Consider the following 19219-nt stretch of genomic DNA (forward strand, 5'->3'; position numbering starts at 1 on the left):
TTAAAAATACATCTGTACTGACCGGGGTTATTTACATTGAAGAATGCATAAAAATAAGCGTGATTATTTTAAAAAAACCACTCTAATATATTCAAATATTTTTGATTTCATAAAATTTACATAAAAAAGAGTACGCTTAATGTTAATTTAACCGCACACTCAATTTTAATGAATAGCAGTAATACAAGGATGTACATTAGGGCCTTGAAGAATTTTGAGGGCAGACCGAACCTTCCTGAATTTCACATATTATAGGCGTAATGTTACACAGCTGCCCTACGGTTTACGCAAACGATTCCGTAAATTATGGAACCCGACAGATTTATCGGTCAAAAAGAGAATAAGGATAGTTCTTTATGAGCTACTTTTCATTTTTCCTTCGGAGCAATTCCTTTTTGATAAAGAACAGTTCCCGTGAAGTTTGTGATCCAACAGAAGTATTCTCCTCTGCCCTCCTGAACAAATAGGGAATAACTTCCTTTACCGGACCAAAGGGAACATACTTGGCCGTATTATAGCCGTTATTGGCCAGATTAAAGCTAATATGGTCGCTCATACCATACAGCTGACCAAACCAAATTCTTTCATCATTTTTGGAAATACCGTCCTCTTTTAAGCTTTGGGAAAGTTTTTGACAGCTCATCTCATTATGGGAACCTGCAAAAATATCGAACACATCCAAATGGTTCAGACAAAAGTGTATTCCTTTATCAAAATTTAGGTCCGTGGCGCGCTTGTCTTCACAAATAGGGCTTTTATATCCTTTCTCCAAAGCCCGTTCCCGTTCTTTTTCCATATAGGCGCCGCGCACCAGTTTTACACCTACACGGATGTTGTTCTTTTGACCAAATGAATGCATTCGCTGCAAATAGGACAATCGGTCCCATCGGTACATCTGCACGGTATTGAAGACCACGGTCCTTTCGGTGTTGTATTTTACCATCATCTCCTCCACCAATGTATCAATGGCTTCCTGTATCCAGGATTCTTCGGCATCTACCATGATCTTAAGGAAGTTGGTTGTGGCAACCGCACTGCAAATGGCATCGAATCTTTTCTGGATTCTTCCCCACTCCAACACTTCATCTGCATCCAAATCCAAATGGGCCGAGACTTTCTCATAGATTTTAAAACGCCCCATTCCCGTGGGCTTAAAAACCAGAAAAGGAACCTCTGGCGAACCATCTCCATAGTCGCAAATTTTGAGCATGGTCTCCAAGGTGCCATCAAAAAAATCCTCTGTTTCCTTACCTTCTATGGAATAGTCCAAAATAGAGTGGACCCCTCCATTTTGAAACAAATCATTGACCGTACTTTCACATTGCACAATGGTTTCACCTCCGCAGAATTGTTCAAAAACGGTATGTTTTAAAATGGGTTCTATGGGAAATCCAATACGCAGCAAAAAATTTGTTGTGGATTTGGCCAAATTGGTGAGCCATGCTTTTTTTACCACGGAAAATAACCATTCCGCTTTTTTTAACTGCCTATTTGACTTCGATGAAAATGCAATTTGGGTGTTTTCAAAATTCAGGGTGTTCTGCATAGCAATTGCAAAATAATTTCTGGGAACAGACATATCGACAAATGAAGTGACATTCACGAAAAGAACACAAATGCCACTTTTTGCCGACGATTTAGTGTTAGGTTGGTTTACTTTAAAGTGGGACCAAGGCTTATTCTGATCCTTTTAGTCCAGGTTGAACGATTTTATAGTCTTCTTCTGCTTTGGCCTTATCTACCATGGCCTTTACGTCTGAAAGCAATTTCTTGGCATCATAAATAATCCCATCCTTGATGGTATACTTCACCCCTCCGGCACGGATCACGGTATTGTCATCAGTAAGCTTGATGGTTCCCGTACCGTACAAACTTTGCAAATTGGCCACTGGATTTTCCTCTACAATCACAAAATCGGCCAGTTTGCCGGGTTCTATGGTTCCGATTTCATCGTCCATCCCTAAAGACTCTGCCCCATTTAATGTGGCTGCTTTAATTACTTCCAACGGATGGAATCCTGCTTCGCGTAATAGCTCCATTTCCCGTGGATAAGCAAAACCGTAGAGTTCATAAATGAATCCTGCATCGGTACCTACAGTGACCCGTCCCCCACGGTTTTTGTATTCATTGATAAAAGTCATCCAAAGCTCATAGTTCTTTTTCCAGGTCACCTCTTTTTCGGTTCCCCAGGTATGCCAATACGACCCATGCGATTCTCTACTCGGCGCGTAAAACTCCCAAAGGGAAGGCAAGGTATATTCCTCGTGCCATTCGGCCCTTCGTGCCCGGGTCAAATCCCTGTTGGCTTCATAAATGACCATGGTAGGGGAAAGTGTAAAATCAAGTTCGAGCAACTCGTTCATTACACTGTTCCATTTATCAGAAAATGGAGGTGCGGACTGTGCCCATAGCTGACCTGCCTCACCAAAACGGTCCTGCTCGTTTTGGTAGTTGTAATCCAAGGAATAATCCTGTACGGTTCTATCATGGAACAAGGCTTCGGGAAGTCCGTACCAATGTTCCATGGCCGTAAGTCCAGCTCTGGCGCTGTTCAATACATTCCATTCACCCACATAGGTTTGGGCATGGTGCATCTTTGATCGCAATCCCAGTTTTTTGTTTTCTTCAAGGGCTGCTTGCATAATTTTGGGCGGTGCTCCAAAGAACTTAATGCCATCGGCACCACTTTTCGCATTTTCCCGCACCCATTCCCTAGCTTGCTCTGGTGTAGAGATAGGTGTTTCCGAACCGGCTCCAAAAAAGGTAAAGGCTTTTATTCTTGGGGCGGTAATTTTATTGCTTGCACTCTTTTTCTTTTGATCCAGTGTCCAATCCAATCCGTTTCCGCTTCCAGGATCGGCAATTGTGGTAATTCCGTGGCCCATCCACAGTTTAAAGACATACTCTGCGGTTGTACCTTGGGCTTTCCCACCAATATGGGCATGGGTGTCCACAAATCCAGGTAAAATGTACATTCCCTCAGCTTGGAGTTCCTTCCCCCCTGGTTTTAATTTTGGACGTCTGTCATCCTTGATTTTAACCCCGGGATACCCCACGGTTTTCACATCAACAATGCGATTGTTCTCCACAACAATATCCACTGGCCCAACAGGAGGTGCCAAATTTCCATTGATCATGGTAGCACCCCGAATGATCAATTGGGACCACGGCCCCTCACCTTCTGACCTTTCGGGAGCTTTCTCAATTTGTCCAAAACCACTTTGCATTAGCAACAGGCACACAAGGGATAGGAAACCATTCTTTGCAATTTTCATATAACTCTGTTTTAGTTTTTATAATTGAGTCAAGATACAACCTACTTTTGTTGCATTCATCCTTGGAATCATCTTTTATATTGGGCGGGCTGCCCCACAGCCGGAATAGTTTTTTCAATGAACTCACGGATATGCTCATTGGCATTTTCCAAGTCTTCTTTTCGGAGATACATCATGTGCCCACTACGGTATCCTATCCAACTCATCCTATCTTTTAACTTACCGCTCAAATCCATTTGCCAAAGGTTGTACTTGGAGTTGAAGTAATCTGTACCTCCATCATAATATCCAGACTGAACCATTACATGTAGGTAAGGATTTTGGGACATGGCCTGACGCAAATTGTCACCAGTCTCATTGCCACTTCTATCCCATGGCCTAACAGGTCCGAACATATTGTAGTGCAAATCTGTATCGTATTTGAGCACATTTTTTATGTAATAATTGATGGCTGGCGTAAAAGAATGCAACCAAGTAGTCAGCTCTGGGGAATAATCTGGTCGCTCCCCGGCATCCTCTTTATCCAATCCCAAATATCTGGAGTCCAATCTACCAATGGTATAGCCCTCATCCCGAAGCAATTCCTTCCAGAAAAATCGCTTTGGAATTCTTAGGTTATGTTCCAAAATCACCTTCTCTGAGAGTCCGGTGTACCGTGCTAAACGACTTGCTGTTGCTTTTCGATCGGCTTCGGAAATAGACCCTCCTTTGGCCATAATGGGAATAAGCTCTTCCACCGTATATTTTTCAACTTCCGGCAGCATATCGGTTAAATCTTTGGATTGAAGATCCGACGGCAGCTTTTTGTGAAACCATGCCGCTGCTGAATAATAGGGAAGGTAGTTGGCTGGCTCCACTGCCGTTCCTCGTTCAATCCCTAAACCGGTGGGCGATACCAAAATGACCCCATTCAAGTACATCCAATGGGAATTTTGGAGTTCCAATGAAAGCCCTGAAACACGAGGTGTACCGTAGCTCTCCCCGATCAAATATTTTGGGGATTCCCAACGGTTTTGACGGGTCACAAAGGTGTTGATCCAAGTTGCCAAATACTCAATATCTGGGTTTACCCCAAAAAATCGCTTTGATACTTCTTTACTGTCCATACTATCGATGGCCCTGGAATATGCTGTATTTACTGGGTTGACGTATACGATATCCGCCACATCCAAAATGGAATAAGGATTGTCTTTAATCCCATAAGGTTGCACAGGGTAGCCTTCATCGTCAATGGAAAGAATTTTGGGACCCGTATAGGCAATGTGCATCCAAACCGATGCCGAACCCGGGCCTCCATTAAAGGAAATGACCAAAGGTCTTTTTGCTCTATTGCTGATTCCAGTTCTTTCATAATACGTAAAAAAGAGACCGGCTATAATTTTTCCTTTTTCATCCCATACGGGTTGTTTCCCCGTAACGGCTTTGTACTTAACCGGGGTTCCCTTTATGGTCACCTGCCCATAGGTGGTAACGGTGGAATCCATATCGGTGTTGAGTTGTTGTGCCTGTAAAGGAAAAACAAGGCACAGCAGGGCAATTGCTAAAATTCGATTCATTTTCATGTGATTTATGTATAGTTCAGTTTTTTGTACAATTATTATTTTATTCGGTAAGGGGGTCTTCAAAGATTTTAAAATTTGCTTTATTCATTTATTATAAGCTAGCATTGTGAAGGGCAAAAGACAATTGCATACAACAACCATACTTTTGCCCTTTCACGTTAGCTAACTCAAACTAAACCACAATTATTAAAAACAAACAACTTGAAAATTAAACTACTCTTGAGCAAAGTATTATACGTTTAGTTCACATCCCAAAACAGCTTGGTCGTCAATAAATCTCCACCTATGGAAGCGTCTGCACTTTCGTAGTTGGCCCTGTTCAACGTCTGTTCTGAAATAGGATATGTTAATCTCACCGGAACGGTTGGAACAAAAGACTCAGGTGGTGCGGTAAGCTCTGGATAATCCAAACGCCTGTATTCTGTCCACACCTCTGGACTTTGGTTAAAAAGTGCCAACCATTTTTGCATTCCAATTTTCTGCTCCCACGTACCTTCAGCTGTAGTGTAAGCAACCTCAGGTTGTGCCAAATAGGCATCTATACCATCCACGCCATAATATTCAAAAGAAGCCGAAATGGCTGCATTATAGTGTGCTTCGGCATCCGTTACAGAACCGATACCCCTTTCAGCAGCTTCTGCAAGAAAAAACTCAACAGATGCATAATCCAAAAATATCACCGCTGTTGTGGGTTCGTAGAACAAAGTCCCATATCTGGAGAAATCGAAATAAGCTACCGTAAGACCAGATGGGGATCCCAAGTAAACACCGTCGGTTCCATCCACTTCCTGAAAGTAAATTGCTCTTCTGGGATCTTCAAGGTCATTCATATAGTTCACAAAGGGTTCGCTTCCCACAAGGTCCCTTCTATTTCCAACAGCAATGTCCACATATAGCTCAGAAGTATTGGGCTGAGAAGCCAACATTTCCATATCCGCAGTATCCTCATTGGAAGTAAATACATTGGGCAATGCAGTAGTTACGGCCTGTTCTCCCAAAGTTGGGTCGGCATCAATAACACGCATTCCCATTTGTAAAAGTAGGGAGTTACCAAACTTGGTCCAGCTAGCCACATCTCCATTATACAATAGGTCTTGGTCCCAGGATCCTTGAGATGCATTCAAAGCCCCCACCGCAGTGGTTAATCTGGAGATTAAATCTGCATAGATGGCTTCATCTGTGTCATATTCCGGTGAAATAACATCTACATCCAGGGCTTGTGAGTAAGGAATATCCCCAAAAGCTTCAACAAGTTTTGCGTAGGTGTATACCGTAACAATCTCAATAATGGCCAATTGGTTAGCACTGACTGCAGAAGAACCTTCTTCTGCTTCTATAAGCACTTTACTCTGTTGTAAATTGTTCAGCACTCCCATGTAGACCTGATCCCAATCAAAACTTACATAGTAGGTAGTCCCTTCGTTATAGGTTACTGATGACATTTGTTGTGCCCATAATCTGGAAATTTCCCAAGGGCTTCCAGTTGCGCCGTAGGTGACGGCACTCAATCTATCTGACAAGTTTTTCAATGCATTATTAAAAAAGGTTTCGGCTGGAGCTTCCGTAGCATTTTTAATGTCCACGTTCATATCTTCCAAATCCCCTGAGCAAGAGAAAAACAGTGCAATTATTAATATGATATAATAGTTTTTCATTTTCTACTTTTTTTGGTTTAGAATTGAACTTGAAGGTTAATTCCTAAATTTTTAACCGTTGGTAACACCCCATTTTGGGAACCTTGCAAGTTACCAGAGCTTAACCCTGCCTCAGGATCTGCATAGGGCAGGTTCTTGTGAATGATCCACAGGTTGGATCCCACCAATCCCAATCTAAGCGATTGTATGCTCAACTTTTCCATAAAGCCCATTTTTGGAAAGTTGTAATTCAAGGCAACTTCCCTAAGCTTCACATAAGATGCATCATATACAAAATAGGCCCTTGGAGCCAAAATACTACCTGTTGCATTTCGATAGTTGTCCATGGCGGTCCTAACGGTGTTTGGTGAACCATCCGGTGCAACACCATCTAAAATGATACCTCCACCATTTGCCAAGGAGTTACGTTTGGGATTGCCCAAGTCGTTAAGCCCAACCGACCACTTGTAAAGACCTGATCTATTTCCTGTGTTGATATCATTGGAATACACATCTCCCCCACTTTGGATATCGATCAAGAAGCTAAGGTTAAAGTTTTTGTACCGAAGCGAATTGGTAATCCCTGCCGTCCAATCCGGTGTTACGTTTCCAATTACGTTATTGGAAGTGGTTGTCCGTTCAAAGGCCCCTGTATCTTGATTGATAAGACGCTTCCCATCAACATAAATAAAATCTGTCCCTTGAATGGTTCCATAAGGCTCTCCTACGGTTGCATTGATGGTGACACCATTTACGGAGCCCAGTTGTAAATTGGTTCCTCCATCAAAAAGCGACAACACCTTGCTCTGGTTCTTTGCCCAGTTCACGTTGACATTCCATTGAAAATCACCTTCGGGAATAATAGATCCATTTAGGGCCACTTCTATCCCTTTGTTCTCGATTTCACCGGCATTTACAAACTTGGAAGAATATCCTGTTGCAGTAGAGATGGCCACCGGAATAATCTGGTCTTTGGAGTTGGTTTTGTACAAGGAAAGATCCATTCCCAATCGGTTGTTCAAAAAGCGCATCTCCAAACCAGCTTCAACACTTACGGTTTTCTCTGGCAACAAATTTTGATTGTTCTTGGTATCGTTGGTACCATATAATGGAACTGGCCCAAAAGGAGTGGGTTTGTCCAACACATCCACCAAACTGTTGGCTGGCGCCGAACTACCTACCTCTGCATAGTTCAACCGGAATTTTCCAAAGCTCAACCAACTGTTGTCCACAAGATTGGAAAACACAAAACTGGAAGAAACGGATGGATAAAAATAGGTGCTGTTTTCTGCAGGCAATGTCGAGGAATGATCAAACCTTCCTGTCACATCCAAATAGATAAAATTATCATACCCAAAAGATGCCAGTCCATAAAAACCATCCACACCTACTTTTTCAACAGATTCTATTGGAGCAGCCGGTTGGCTCAAGGAATTTGAAAGTGAAAACAAATCCTTCAATACCAATCCACCGTTGGTCTCGGCAGAAATGGAACTTTGGTGCGTTCTACGAATATTGGTTCCCAAAACCCCGCTGATGTTCAACTTTTCGGTGATGTACTTGTTGAAGTTCAACATCAAATCATAGTTTTCTTCACTATAATTGATATTCCTTCGGTAGTATCTTCCCACAGCTCCGGCGGTACCTTTGTTGTTCCGCTCTTCCTGTTCAAAAGAATAGGTATCCAGAGAAACCCTACCTTCAATGTTCAACCAATCCGTGAATTTATATTTTGCGGAAACATTTCCAAATATCCTGCTTCTGGAATCATTCTGATAGTTTTCATATACTACCCAATACGGGTTGTCTATGGTACCTCCCATAAAAGGATCCACATTGAGTCCGGTGTTGAAGTAGGCTTCTTTAAGCTCTTGCACACCTACGTTCATGGCCCAATATTTACGCATGGAGGAAATGACGTTCTGGGCATTGGAACCGGTTTCGTTCCCCGTTCTGTTCCTACCCAGTGCATCGGTCAGGATATAGTTGGCACTACCCGATACGGATAATTTATCACTGACATCAAAGGCGGCATTGACCGAAATGTTGTCCCTGGTCAGGTTGCTATTGGGCATAATGCCGTCCTGCTCAAACCGGGTATAGGCAATCCTATAATTGGCCTTATCGCTACCCCCTGCCACTGCCACACTATTGGAAATGGTAACAGGAGTTTCAAAGAATGAAATCAATTTGTCTTTTGGTGCTTCCCATGGAGTAGGCTGCAAATACGTTGGTGAACCTTCATAAAAAGAATCCCACTGGTATACCATTAGGTTGGAGTCAAAAGGAGCTCCATAAGACCCATAAGCCGTGGCAGGAGTAACCAAATCAATTTCTCCGTCCCCGTTGGCATCGGAGTCAACAAAAAAGCTATCGCCATTGCTTCCATAGACCGCTCCATAACCCGTACCATATTCATACTGAAATTCTGGCCATGTAGACTTGTCTATCCAACCAGCAGTGATACTGGAACTTACGGTCACTGTTGGTTTTTTCTTTGCACCTGAACCAGATTTTGTGGTGATGATCACCGCACCATTGGTAGCTCTTGAGCCATAAAGTGCAGTTGCAGCGGCACCTTTTAATACGTTGATGGATTCGATATCGTTGGGGTTAATGTCCGAAGCCATATTACCATAGTCAAAACCACCTGACCCACTTTGTTGGGCGTCTGTGTTAAAGTTTGAGTTACTTACCGGCACTCCATCCACAACAAAAAGGGCCTGGTTGTTTCCCGTTAAGGATGTACTACCTCTGATCACTACGTTACTGGATCCGCCAAGGTTGGTGTTGTTCTTGATCTGCACCCCTGCTATCTTACCAGATAGGGCATCAACCACGTTATCGGTTGGGGTTCTGTTGACCTCTTCGCCATCCACTTCTTGTGTGGCATATCCCAAGGATTTTTTCTCACGCGAAATCCCTAGGGCGGTAACCACAACCTCGTTGAGTTGTTGTGAATTTTCCTCAAGGGTAATATTCACTGTAGTTTGATTGGAAACAGGCACTTCCAAGGTCATAAAACCAATGTAGGAAACCACCAAAATGGCATCTCCGGGCGCTTCAATGGTAAAATTTCCATCAAAATCTGTTTGGGTGCCGTTCATGGTCCCTTTTTCCACAACGTTGGCTCCCGGTAAGGGCTGCCCTTGAATATCCACTACCGTTCCCGTAACCAATTGTTGTGTTGGCCCAAGCAATTCAAGACGGTCATGCATGGCCTGTGGGTCTGCCAAAACTCCACCTCCCGGGCTCTTTAACAGGATAACCTGCCGCCCTTTTATCTTATAGGTAATGTCTGTACCCCTGAAAAGAAGGTCAAGAACTTCTGAGATTTTTTTCTTTTCAAGTTTTAAGGTCACTTTTCTTTCGAGGTGAATCTGTTTCCCCTCAAAAAGAAATCTGTATTCGGAAATTGCCTCAATTTGTTCAAAAGCTCGTTCAACACTTACTTTTTCCAAATCCAAGGTCAATAAATCTTCTGCTGAGTTAGGGTTAGCTTGTAACTGAAAAAACGAAACAAATAAAATTGCGATAAGTTTCATTTTTAAGTCAATTTTTGGTAACCTCCAGAATGATAAACTTCTGGTTGTAGTTTTTTTCATAATTTTGAGTTGATTTAAATCGTTGTCCTTACAATGTTTAATTCACAATTCATAACTATCGGGGGATGTTGCCGCATTTCCCGATTTTTTTTATGAATCTTTTTTACTGGAAAGAGGGTTTATTTCATTGGCTTTCGGTTTTGGTTAATATGCGTATGTTTTGGTTGGTTATTTCATAATCAAGTGGGTGAATTTCCCCTATGGCCTTGAGCACATCTTCTATACTCTCTATTTTGGCATTGAACGTTGCGGTCAACACCTTTTCGTCAAGAGCTGTGTTGGTGTTCTCAATGGTAACATTGTACTTTCGTTCCAATATCTTGGCCATGTTCTGAAAGGTTGAATTCCTAAAAATGAGCTCTCCTTTGATCCAACCTATGTAAAGTTCCGTGTCCACTTCCTCCATTTTGGTGGAACGTTCTTTTTTGTTCCATGACCCCATTGTTCCGGGGGTGAGCACCAAGTTGTCCTGTGGCTGCAATGTATTGGTCATGCTTACCGAGCCTTCTACCAAAACCGTGGTTATCTCCGCATCATCTTTGTAGGAAGACAGGTTAAACTCCGTTCCCAGCACTTGCACTGCTACATCGTCCGCATTCACAACAAATGGATGGTCCTTATCCTTGGCTACTTTAAAATAGGCCTCTCCTTCAATGAAGACCTCTCTTTTTTGTCCGTGTATAAACTTTACGGGATACTTTAGTGTGGTACCTGAATTCAAGTGTACCAATGTTCCATCCGAAAGTTCAACATCGAACATTTTCCCATTTGGAACTTCAAGTTCATTGTACACAAGTTCATCCATATCTGAATCTGAACGATACCGGAGTGTGTTGCCCTGCTGTTCTGCAATGACCTCACCTGAATTGGAAAGAATTGATCGGCTATCGGTTTGATCGATCATCTTAACCCCGTTCTTTTCCATGATCAGGATTATGGATCCATCAGAAATTTCAGATTGGGACTCCAACGTTTTTCCAGTTTGGAAAAAATAGGTAAGTGCAAAAATCCCAATAAATATGGCAGCATACTTTACAATAGATTTCCACAAGGGAACAACATTCCGTTCAACTTCTTCATCTTCAAGTTTCTCCTTGAGCTCTTTTAATTCCTTATCGGTATCGAGCTCTGACATAAAGTCCAATGCTTCTTCGACCAAACCATCATGAAACAAGGTTTTGATGATGTCCCTTTCTTCCTCCGACACATCCTTCAAATCATGCAAATCCAGCTTACCGGACGCTTTCATTGATTCCAGAACTCTCTTCAATCTTTCTTCTTTGGACATATTTGAATCGTTGTTACATAATAATGTTGTGGCTTTTGCCAAACAGGGTGACAAAAATTTCAACTTTTTGCCATTTGCACTTTATGAGGTGCAAATGGCATATAAGTCTAGATGGGGCAACTTCCTGATACAGGGTACTTTTGAAGGCTATTTTCCTTCTCTTTCTTTCTTTTGTTTGTTCACCATTTCCTCAACATCCTTGAGCAATTGTTTGGCATCGTAAACGATACCGTCTTTGATGGTATACTCAATACCTCCCACTCGTTCCACTTTGGCAGTTTCATCATTCAAACGAACGGCTCCTGTTGCATAAAGCACTTTTAGGTTTTGCAATGGATTTTCATCAACAATGATCATATCAGCCAATAAACCTTCACGAATTACACCATACTCAATAGGTTTTTTAAGGGGTTTGAAGATTTCTTCGGCACCGTGCATAGTAGCAGACCGAATTACCTCAAGCGGATGGAAACCTGCTTCCTGTAGCATCTCAAGTTCCAAAATAGTACCGAAACCATACAATTGATATATAAATCCAGAATCTGATCCTACGGTGACTTTACCTCCCATATTCTTGTATTGGTTCAAGAATTCCATCCATACTTGATAATACTTTTTCCATGCCACCTCATCCTCTGTAGTCCAATCGAACCAATAAGCGCCATGGCTTGTACGGCTGGGTGAAAAGAAATCCATCAAAGAAGGTAAAGTGTACTTCTCGTGCCAGTCTGCATTTCTGGCCCTCATTACATCCCTTCCTGCGGAATAGATGGTCATGGTAGGGTTGATGTAAAAATCCAACTCCATAAACTCATCCAATAGGGCATTCCATTTTTCGCCATTGGGCTTTACTAGGTTCCATTGGCGTGCCACTTGCCCAAATCGGTGTTGTTCATCTCCATAATTAATGTCCACAGGCCATGGTTGTACATCATGGTTCTCATACATGGATTCAAACAATCCATAGAAGTGGGTCATGCTAGTCAATCCAATTCTTGCCGCGTCTATGGCGTTCATCTGGGCCACTCCACTTTGACCAAGGTGGGCGGTACTGCCCATCCCCAATGAATTGGCTTCATCCAATACCGCTTTCATGATTTCTGGGCGATGTGAACCCAATTTTAGCCCGTCCACACCCTTTTTCTTGGCATAGCGCACCCATTCCCGGGCATCTTCTGGGGTAAGGATTTTTTTTCCATCCCATTCCTTTCCAGTTCCAATACGGTGAAATGAAACCATTCTAGGGGCCACAATCTCATTCTTAGCACTTCTTTCGCGCTCTTTAAGGGACCATTCCAAATCTCCGAAAGGCACTCCTCTTACCGTAGTGATTCCATTGGCCATCCACAATTTGTACACATACTCTGCTTCAGGAGCCTTAGGTTTACCTCCCGTATGCACGTGAAGGTCAATAATCCCTGGCATAACATATTTTCCTGTGGCATCAATTTCTTTGGTATTGCCTGCTCCAATTTTAGGTCGTTTTGATTCATCTATAGGCACTTTTGGGGCACCTACCCTGGCGACATCCACAATTTTGTTGTTTTCTATTACAATGTCAACAGGTCCGGCCGCTGGCCCCCCGGTTCCATCTATTAATGTGGCCCCTCTAATAATTAGCCTGTTAAACGGGCCTTCGCCCTCTCCTGTTTTACGATCGGGTGCCCCAATCGTTTGGGCTGCCACCAACATGGGTAGCATCAATAATGTGGTAAGTAAAAAACGCTTCATAAAAAAAGTTTTAAAAATGATGATTAAAAAAGATACTAGATTTTTAGTTGGTTAAAATGTTGGAGAAGGCCACAACAACATCTGGATTTTCTCCCATGAAATTTTTTAAAACTTAACCTATAATAAAGGACATTTCTGGAACCCTTCTATTTCAACAGACTCCCCTTACCTTTCTACTTCCGCTATCCGTAACTTTTAGCTGCGTATTTGGTGTTATGCGAAGTTTTATCTTTTTTAAAACTGCATAAAAAGTAGTATAGAAAGTATTTGTAAGAAGTTTCCATCATTAAAGGAGTGGCTTTGAAATTTATCACATTTACATAGAATTAAGTTTTCAATTATATGTTGTGAAAATTTTTAATAAGGGTGACAAAGGGTGGTTTTTTTTTTGAAATAATAATTTTTTATCTTAATCCACCAAACACTTAACATTTTCTTGATATTATGATAAATTTAAGTGTTCGAATATGATATGAAGAAAGTGTCCCCCGCCAGAATAGACAGTTTTGACACCCTTTTTAAGGAGCATTATGAGCTGTTGTGTCTAGTGTCCTTTGCCATCGTAAAAGATAAGGCCAAGGCCAAGGATGTTGTTCAAGATTTTTTTATCTCCTATTGGCAAAAACACAATTCACTTTCCTTAAAAGTTTCCTTTAAGGCGTACGCAATCAAGGCTGTTAAAAATCTCAGTCTGCTTGCCATCAAAAAGGAAGTCAAGGAAAAGTCCATGATCAAGGACATTCCTATTCCTGAATTTGAGGTACAGAAGCTTTTGGACAAAGAAAAAACACAAAAGAAAATATTCGATATTCTAAATGAATTGCCCGCCAAACGCAGGGAAATTTTCATCTCCTCCGTCTTGGAAGGTCATACCTATAGCGAAATAGCCCATGCCAGCGGGGTATCCATAAATACGGTAAAAACACAGATTAAAAGGTCCTATGCTTTTTTAAGATCGCATCTCAAAGAGGATTTGTTTACTTTTTTAGGTTTCATGCTTCTGATTTTTTCATAAGAGAATTCACCCTTCCCGGCTCCCTCTCTGAGTAAACGATTACAGTAATTTAAATTGAACATGCCAAAAATCTAGGAGCCAGTGATATCGAGATCCACAATACGGTCCTCATCTCGGCAATATTTTGTATGTTTAATCGATACCTAGGCCGACTCACTTACTGATTGTAATTTTTATATCAACAGGGAAAACAACGTGCCGAAGAAGGTTATGCCCATTACAACCCAAAAAACTGACCAAGATGAAAAAGTGGTTCTATATTGGTGCCGTTGGACTGATACTTTTTGAAGTACTGAAAGTGTATTTCATAATGCCCATGCCGGGAAGCCAAGAAATGGAAAGTATTGATTTGGCTTACTTTCTCCATACCTGGCGTTGGACTTTCCGAGTGGGTTTTGTAATCATGATTGTGATTGGGGCTTATAAGGCTTATACCTCCAAACGTTGGCTGATGCTGACTGTGTTTGTAGCCTGTTTGGCCGTGGGGTTGATGTTCAATTTTAAAATGGCAGCAGACAAAATGTTCTACCAACCCGGACAATTGACCCTTGCCGATTCCACGTCCAATACCATACCCCTGAACAAACTGGTTTTGGGCATACAAATCAACAATGAAGCCCGCGCCTACCCTATACAACTTATTGCATACCACCACCAAGTTATAGACACCCTTGCAGGAAAACCCATTATGGTGACTTACTGCTCCGTATGCCGTAGTGGACGCATCTTTGAGCCCACCTTAAATGGTACTCCCGAAACGTTCCGGTTGGTGGGAATGGACCATTTTAATGCCATGTTCGAGGACGAAAGTACCGGAAGTTGGTGGCGACAGGTCAGTGGAGAAGCCATCACAGGTCCATTAAAGGGCACTAACTTACCCGAGCTTATGAGTGAACAGTCCACCTTGGAACAGTGGCTGGAACGCCACCCCAACAGTTTGGTTATGCAGCGTGATTCTACTTTTAATGAAGAATATGACGATTTGGATGACTATGATTTTGGCATTGAACGAGGCAACCTCACCCGAACAGATACCCTCTCTTGGAAGGAAAAATCTTGGGTTGTGGGAGTTGAAATCGGAAATGACAGTAAAGTAGTTGACTGGAACCAACTTAAACAAGAGCGGGTCATAAATCTTGAACTTGGTGGAAAACCAATTCTAGTGGCACTTGCAAAAGACACGCTGAGCTTCTATGCCCTTGAGCGACCTGACGCCACAATTTTCGGAATACAAAATGACACCCTTATGGGTAAGCACAAATACACTATATGGGGCGAACCCCTTGAAGATTCCATCCCTCCCTTAAAAAAGATAAATGCCTATCAGGAATTCTGGCATAGCTGGCGCACATTTCATCCTAACACGGAACAAAACCCGTTTTAAAAGCTTCATCCAAGGAATCCCAAAAGTTGTACCCAAATAAAAAAGCCTCTCAAGTTGAGAGGCTTTGTGCTTTCAGTGCGGGTGAAGGGAGTCGAACCTTATTGACAGCCCCAATTCACAATTCATTTAAAATCAATCTTATCTTATTGTTTTTTAACTACTTAAAACTATAATTCTTAAATTAAGTACTACGTCTGTGTACGGCTATGTACAAATAAATACATATTTGGTTGGGAAAATGTTGGGAAAACATATAACTTTGATTGAAACACCCGCTTCATGGCTTCTATTAAATATCGGATAAAATCTAAGTCATCAAATGCATCCATTTATCTAAAACTTTCACTAGGCAGAGGAAGAGTATTTGAAAAGAAAACAGATTACATAGTAGATTATAGTAAATGGAGCTTTACCAAAGGCATGCCAAAACAAAATGAGGCCAATGAAAAAAAACTGGCCAATAAGCTAAGGTCTTTAACCAAGTATATTTTAGAGCAGGTCAATGAATCAATCTCAAATGGAGAGGATATCAACTTTAACTGGCTAGAATATCATATTGGTATACACTTAAAAAAAATAACTCCTGAAAACCAAACTGATTATGTTACTGATTCTATTCAGAATATCATAGACACCGCCAACTTGAGAACCAATCAAAATGGAGGCATGGGGCTTTCTCAAAGTAGAATTAACGACTACAGTGCATTACTAAGGATTTTTAAAGAGTTCCAAGGAAAGAAGAGTATAAAAATTGTTGAGGTCGATGGACCTTTGGCCACTAATTTTTTAAACTTTTTGGTCAATGAAAAAAAATACTCCAAAGGATATGCTAAAAGGTTAATTGGGAACCTAAAAACCGTTTGTTACGATGCCGCATTTAATGGACTTGAAGTATCCAATCAACTTAAAAAAATCAAGGGTGGAAAGATTAAAAATGAGTTCATAATTTTTTTGACCCCGGAGGAAATTCAGAAAATAAAAAAAGCAAAACTAGTAACCCCTTATTTGAATAATGCACGTAAATGGTTGCTTCTTGGATGTTATTTAGGGCAACGGGGAGGTGATTTACTTAGTTTATCTGAAAAGAACATAAAAATGGTTGAAGGTGTCAATGTCATTCAATTAACCCAACAAAAGACAAAAAAGCATGTTACTATTCCAATTTTTGATGAGGCAAACGAAGTTCTTAATGCAGGGTTTCCAAGAAAAATATCAACCCAAAAATTCAATGAGTATATAAAAAAAGTATGTGCAATTGCTGAGGTTGATGAACCAACCGAAGGAAACAAATTTGATAAAAAGTCAAAAAGGAACATCAAAGACATTTATCCAAAACATAAGTTGGTCACATCACATATTTGTAGAAGGTCATTTGCAACTAACTACTATGGAGTTATTCCCTTGCATCTATTAATGAAAATAACCGGGCATAGCAGCGAAAAAAGTCTTTTGGGATATATTGGCAAATCCAGTTATGACTATGCGAAAGAAACAATCAATTTCATGGAAAAACTGAAATCAAATAATCAAAATTCAAAAGTTATTCCCTTAAAACAATCCCAACCATAAAAGGAATATCAGTTCACTTGGGCAACAAAATAGGTCCACTTACAAAACCCATCTAAATTGAAAACAATGAATGATTTTGAAAGAGAAAAACTAAGAAAGGAATTAGAAGCTAGTATCAAACACAAGGAGCAGAGTATCAAACGCAGGGAGCATGAATTATGGAAAGCTCTATCAAAATGTGTAGAGATTTCAAACGATCTTCAGGATGCCAAAATTATTAGTTTAAAACAGGACTTAGGAATTGGATTATCAAACAAGGATTATGAACTTCTAGATAAGTATGATGAATAGTCCACAAGGGATTCATTTAATTGTGATTGCATAGAAGAATCAGTTAAATTGAATTGATGAAAAAGTCTTTAGATGAAATAGAACCATTCTTCAAAGCCATTGAGCAAGGTATTTCGCTTTTGGAGACTAAACTTCGAATAGAATCCATTTGTGGTCAGAATTTTGAAAATTATGAACTTCTCAAATATGATCTTGAAGCAAGAATCAACGACAAAAAATCACTTTTAGAACTAGACTATCCCCAAGGCTGGGAAAAATCATATTATGAAGAAAGAAACAAACGTATTGAAGAAATTCAGAAAATTGAGAAATATCTAAATGAAGTTGAAAATACAGACCCTACTGACACAATAAGAATACTAAAATCAAGATGGCCGGAAAGCGCATTAGACAAAAAGAATTATGAAATTGATATTGCCGTATTAACTCTCACTGCTTCACTGGATATAATCAACCTCTTAATTGAATCATTTAATCCAAAATTACCTATAAGTCCAAGCCAAACTGTTTTAATTGGCTCTTACTTCTTATCTGGAAAAGTAGATAAACTGCGAAGTATGCCCAAGCCCACTTCTTGGAGAAATATTGCCAAAGAACTAAAATTTCCAGAAACATGGAATGGCAAACTTAGTACCACATACAAAATCTACAATGAAATTGGTCAAACTAAGGATGATAACAATAATGTTTTCAGAAATATTAAAGACAGAGAAGCAATATCTCGGTACTGCATGGACAATGACATTGATATAATTTGTTCAAAATACCTTAACTAATATTATGATACTTCACTGATACCAGTATCAGCTATATAGTATCAAATAGTTCTTCACAAATTGCAGACATAATTAAAAACTGAGATTATGTCTGGTTCAATACAATTCATTAATACAACTCCAGAGGAACTTCTGTCAGAAGTCGATAAAAGACTCTATAAACATTATGACAGAATTGAAAACAATTTTCAACCTAAGAAACCTGAAGAATATATTCAGGGAAGAGAGGTAGAAAAGCTACTCAAGATTTCTTCCACAACTCGTCACGCATGGTCCAAAAAAGGCATTCTCAAAAAGCATGGGATTGGGGGTCATATTCTGTACAAAAGATCTGAGGTAGAAGCAGCCTTGATAGCAATTAACGAATAACATTAAAATCCAAATAATGATGCGTAAAACAAAAACACAATTTAAGCCCATATCTCTGGGCAGGGATGAAAGATCAATTAACGAAGTGATTAGGAACAAAAAGTCCAAGCCTAGTCCGTTAGCTGAACTTTATAGGGAAACGAAAGAACTTGTTGGTAAGGATATGGACCAACTCGAATTTTTTAACACTTTAAACGATGGATTTGAAGGGTTTGCCAAACATTTAAGGGAACAAAGCAACCTGCCCAATGCCACAGCAGACATTCTTTTTCAGATGCATGGCATTTCAAAAGACACCATGAAAAACCTCATTGGCAGGTTTAGGGATATTGGGTTGACCGCTATGGAAGAAATTCAACTGAACTTCAAGGATGGCGAATTTTTCTTTCCTGATGAAGTTTATAAGGAAATAGAAAAAAGATATTCTTACGAAACTCAAAACCAAACTCAAAATGACGCTTTTGAATTACTTTCCAAATTGGGTGAATCATTAGATGAGGTCATTGACAAAGGTTTTGTTAGAGTAGACCTTGAGCCTAGAAGTATGCACGGAAAAACCAAGTATACAATTTTAAAAGAGTTAGACAACACACTAACTACTGAACAAGGTAAGATTGTTCCAAACCGGTCTTTCATTCTAGGCTTGCAAGAAGCATAATTCGTGCATTGTTTGGATGGGGTCAATTGAGTTAAATCGTTGGCCCCTTTATCATAATCCGG

14 protein-coding genes and 1 pseudogene are annotated in these 19219 nt (G+C 40.5%); 7 read left to right on the forward strand and 8 right to left on the reverse strand.

All coding sequences use genetic code 11. The features are described from left to right. Positions 1-361: 361 nt before the first annotated feature. The 8 genes and pseudogenes from J0X14_RS12005 to J0X14_RS12035 form a co-directional block, all read right to left on the reverse strand. On the reverse strand, positions 362-1546 hold the full coding sequence (locus J0X14_RS12005) for a proline dehydrogenase family protein (protein ID WP_207098016.1): 1185 nt from the start codon (positions 1544-1546) through the stop codon (positions 362-364). 130 nt (positions 1547-1676) lie between these two features. Then, positions 1677-3227 (reverse strand): amidohydrolase family protein, encoded by a 1551-nt coding sequence (locus J0X14_RS12010; RefSeq protein ID WP_242528018.1) that lies wholly within the window; start codon positions 3225-3227, stop codon positions 1677-1679. A 526-nt stretch (positions 3228-3753) separates the two neighbouring features. Continuing rightward, positions 3754-3846 carry a hypothetical protein gene (locus J0X14_RS19245; protein ID WP_410548706.1) on the reverse strand — a complete coding sequence of 31 codons (93 nt, stop codon included), beginning with the start codon at positions 3844-3846 and terminating at the stop codon, positions 3754-3756. 364 nt (positions 3847-4210) lie between these two features. Beyond that, positions 4211-4837 (reverse strand): annotated as a pseudogene (locus tag J0X14_RS19250) (S10 family serine carboxypeptidase-like protein); the annotation flags it as partial. A gap of 239 nt (positions 4838-5076) precedes the next feature. After that, complete coding sequence (locus tag J0X14_RS12020) at positions 5077-6492, reverse strand: SusD/RagB family nutrient-binding outer membrane lipoprotein (protein WP_207098019.1); 1416 nt, start codon at positions 6490-6492, stop codon at positions 5077-5079. Between the two features lie 17 nt (positions 6493-6509). Further along, positions 6510-10016: a SusC/RagA family TonB-linked outer membrane protein gene (locus tag J0X14_RS12025; protein WP_242528006.1), complete on the reverse strand. Its 3507-nt coding sequence runs from the start codon at positions 10014-10016 to the stop codon at positions 6510-6512. A gap of 184 nt (positions 10017-10200) precedes the next feature. Continuing rightward, entirely contained in the window at positions 10201-11364 is a 1164-nt protein-coding gene (locus J0X14_RS12030; RefSeq protein WP_207098021.1) for a FecR family protein, read from the reverse strand. A gap of 147 nt (positions 11365-11511) precedes the next feature. After that, on the reverse strand, positions 11512-13095 hold the full coding sequence (locus tag J0X14_RS12035; protein WP_207098022.1) for an amidohydrolase family protein: 1584 nt from the start codon (positions 13093-13095) through the stop codon (positions 11512-11514). Between the two features lie 472 nt (positions 13096-13567). Here J0X14_RS12035 and J0X14_RS12040 point away from each other — a divergent pair, with 472 nt between their 5' ends. The 7 genes from J0X14_RS12040 to J0X14_RS12070 all read left to right on the forward strand — a co-directional run bounded on the left by J0X14_RS12040 (position 13568) and on the right by J0X14_RS12070 (position 19157). Next, complete coding sequence (locus tag J0X14_RS12040) at positions 13568-14110, forward strand: RNA polymerase sigma-70 factor (protein ID WP_207098023.1); 543 nt, start codon at positions 13568-13570, stop codon at positions 14108-14110. A 241-nt stretch (positions 14111-14351) separates the two neighbouring features. Next, complete coding sequence (locus J0X14_RS12045; protein WP_207098024.1) at positions 14352-15494, forward strand: DUF3179 domain-containing (seleno)protein; 1143 nt, start codon at positions 14352-14354, stop codon at positions 15492-15494. A gap of 279 nt (positions 15495-15773) precedes the next feature. Beyond that, the gene (locus tag J0X14_RS12050; protein ID WP_207098025.1) at positions 15774-17063 is read left to right on the forward strand and encodes a tyrosine-type recombinase/integrase; all 1290 of its coding nucleotides are present in this window, start codon (positions 15774-15776) and stop codon (positions 17061-17063) included. A gap of 57 nt (positions 17064-17120) precedes the next feature. Continuing rightward, positions 17121-17354 carry a hypothetical protein gene (locus tag J0X14_RS12055; protein WP_207098026.1) on the forward strand — a complete coding sequence of 78 codons (234 nt, stop codon included), beginning with the start codon at positions 17121-17123 and terminating at the stop codon, positions 17352-17354. Between the two features lie 56 nt (positions 17355-17410). Then, positions 17411-18130: a hypothetical protein gene (locus J0X14_RS12060; protein ID WP_207098027.1), complete on the forward strand. Its 720-nt coding sequence runs from the start codon at positions 17411-17413 to the stop codon at positions 18128-18130. A gap of 87 nt (positions 18131-18217) precedes the next feature. Beyond that, the gene (locus tag J0X14_RS12065) at positions 18218-18499 is read left to right on the forward strand and encodes a helix-turn-helix domain-containing protein (protein ID WP_207098028.1); all 282 of its coding nucleotides are present in this window, start codon (positions 18218-18220) and stop codon (positions 18497-18499) included. Positions 18500-18515: 16 nt separating this feature from the next. Next, a complete protein-coding gene (locus J0X14_RS12070) occupies positions 18516-19157 on the forward strand; it encodes a hypothetical protein (protein ID WP_207098029.1) in 642 nt (213 codons plus the stop codon). Positions 19158-19219 lie beyond the last annotated feature (62 nt).

This window comes from Allomuricauda sp. CAU 1633 (genome assembly GCF_017313225.1).
Classification (GTDB): Bacteria; Bacteroidota; Bacteroidia; order Flavobacteriales; family Flavobacteriaceae; genus Flagellimonas.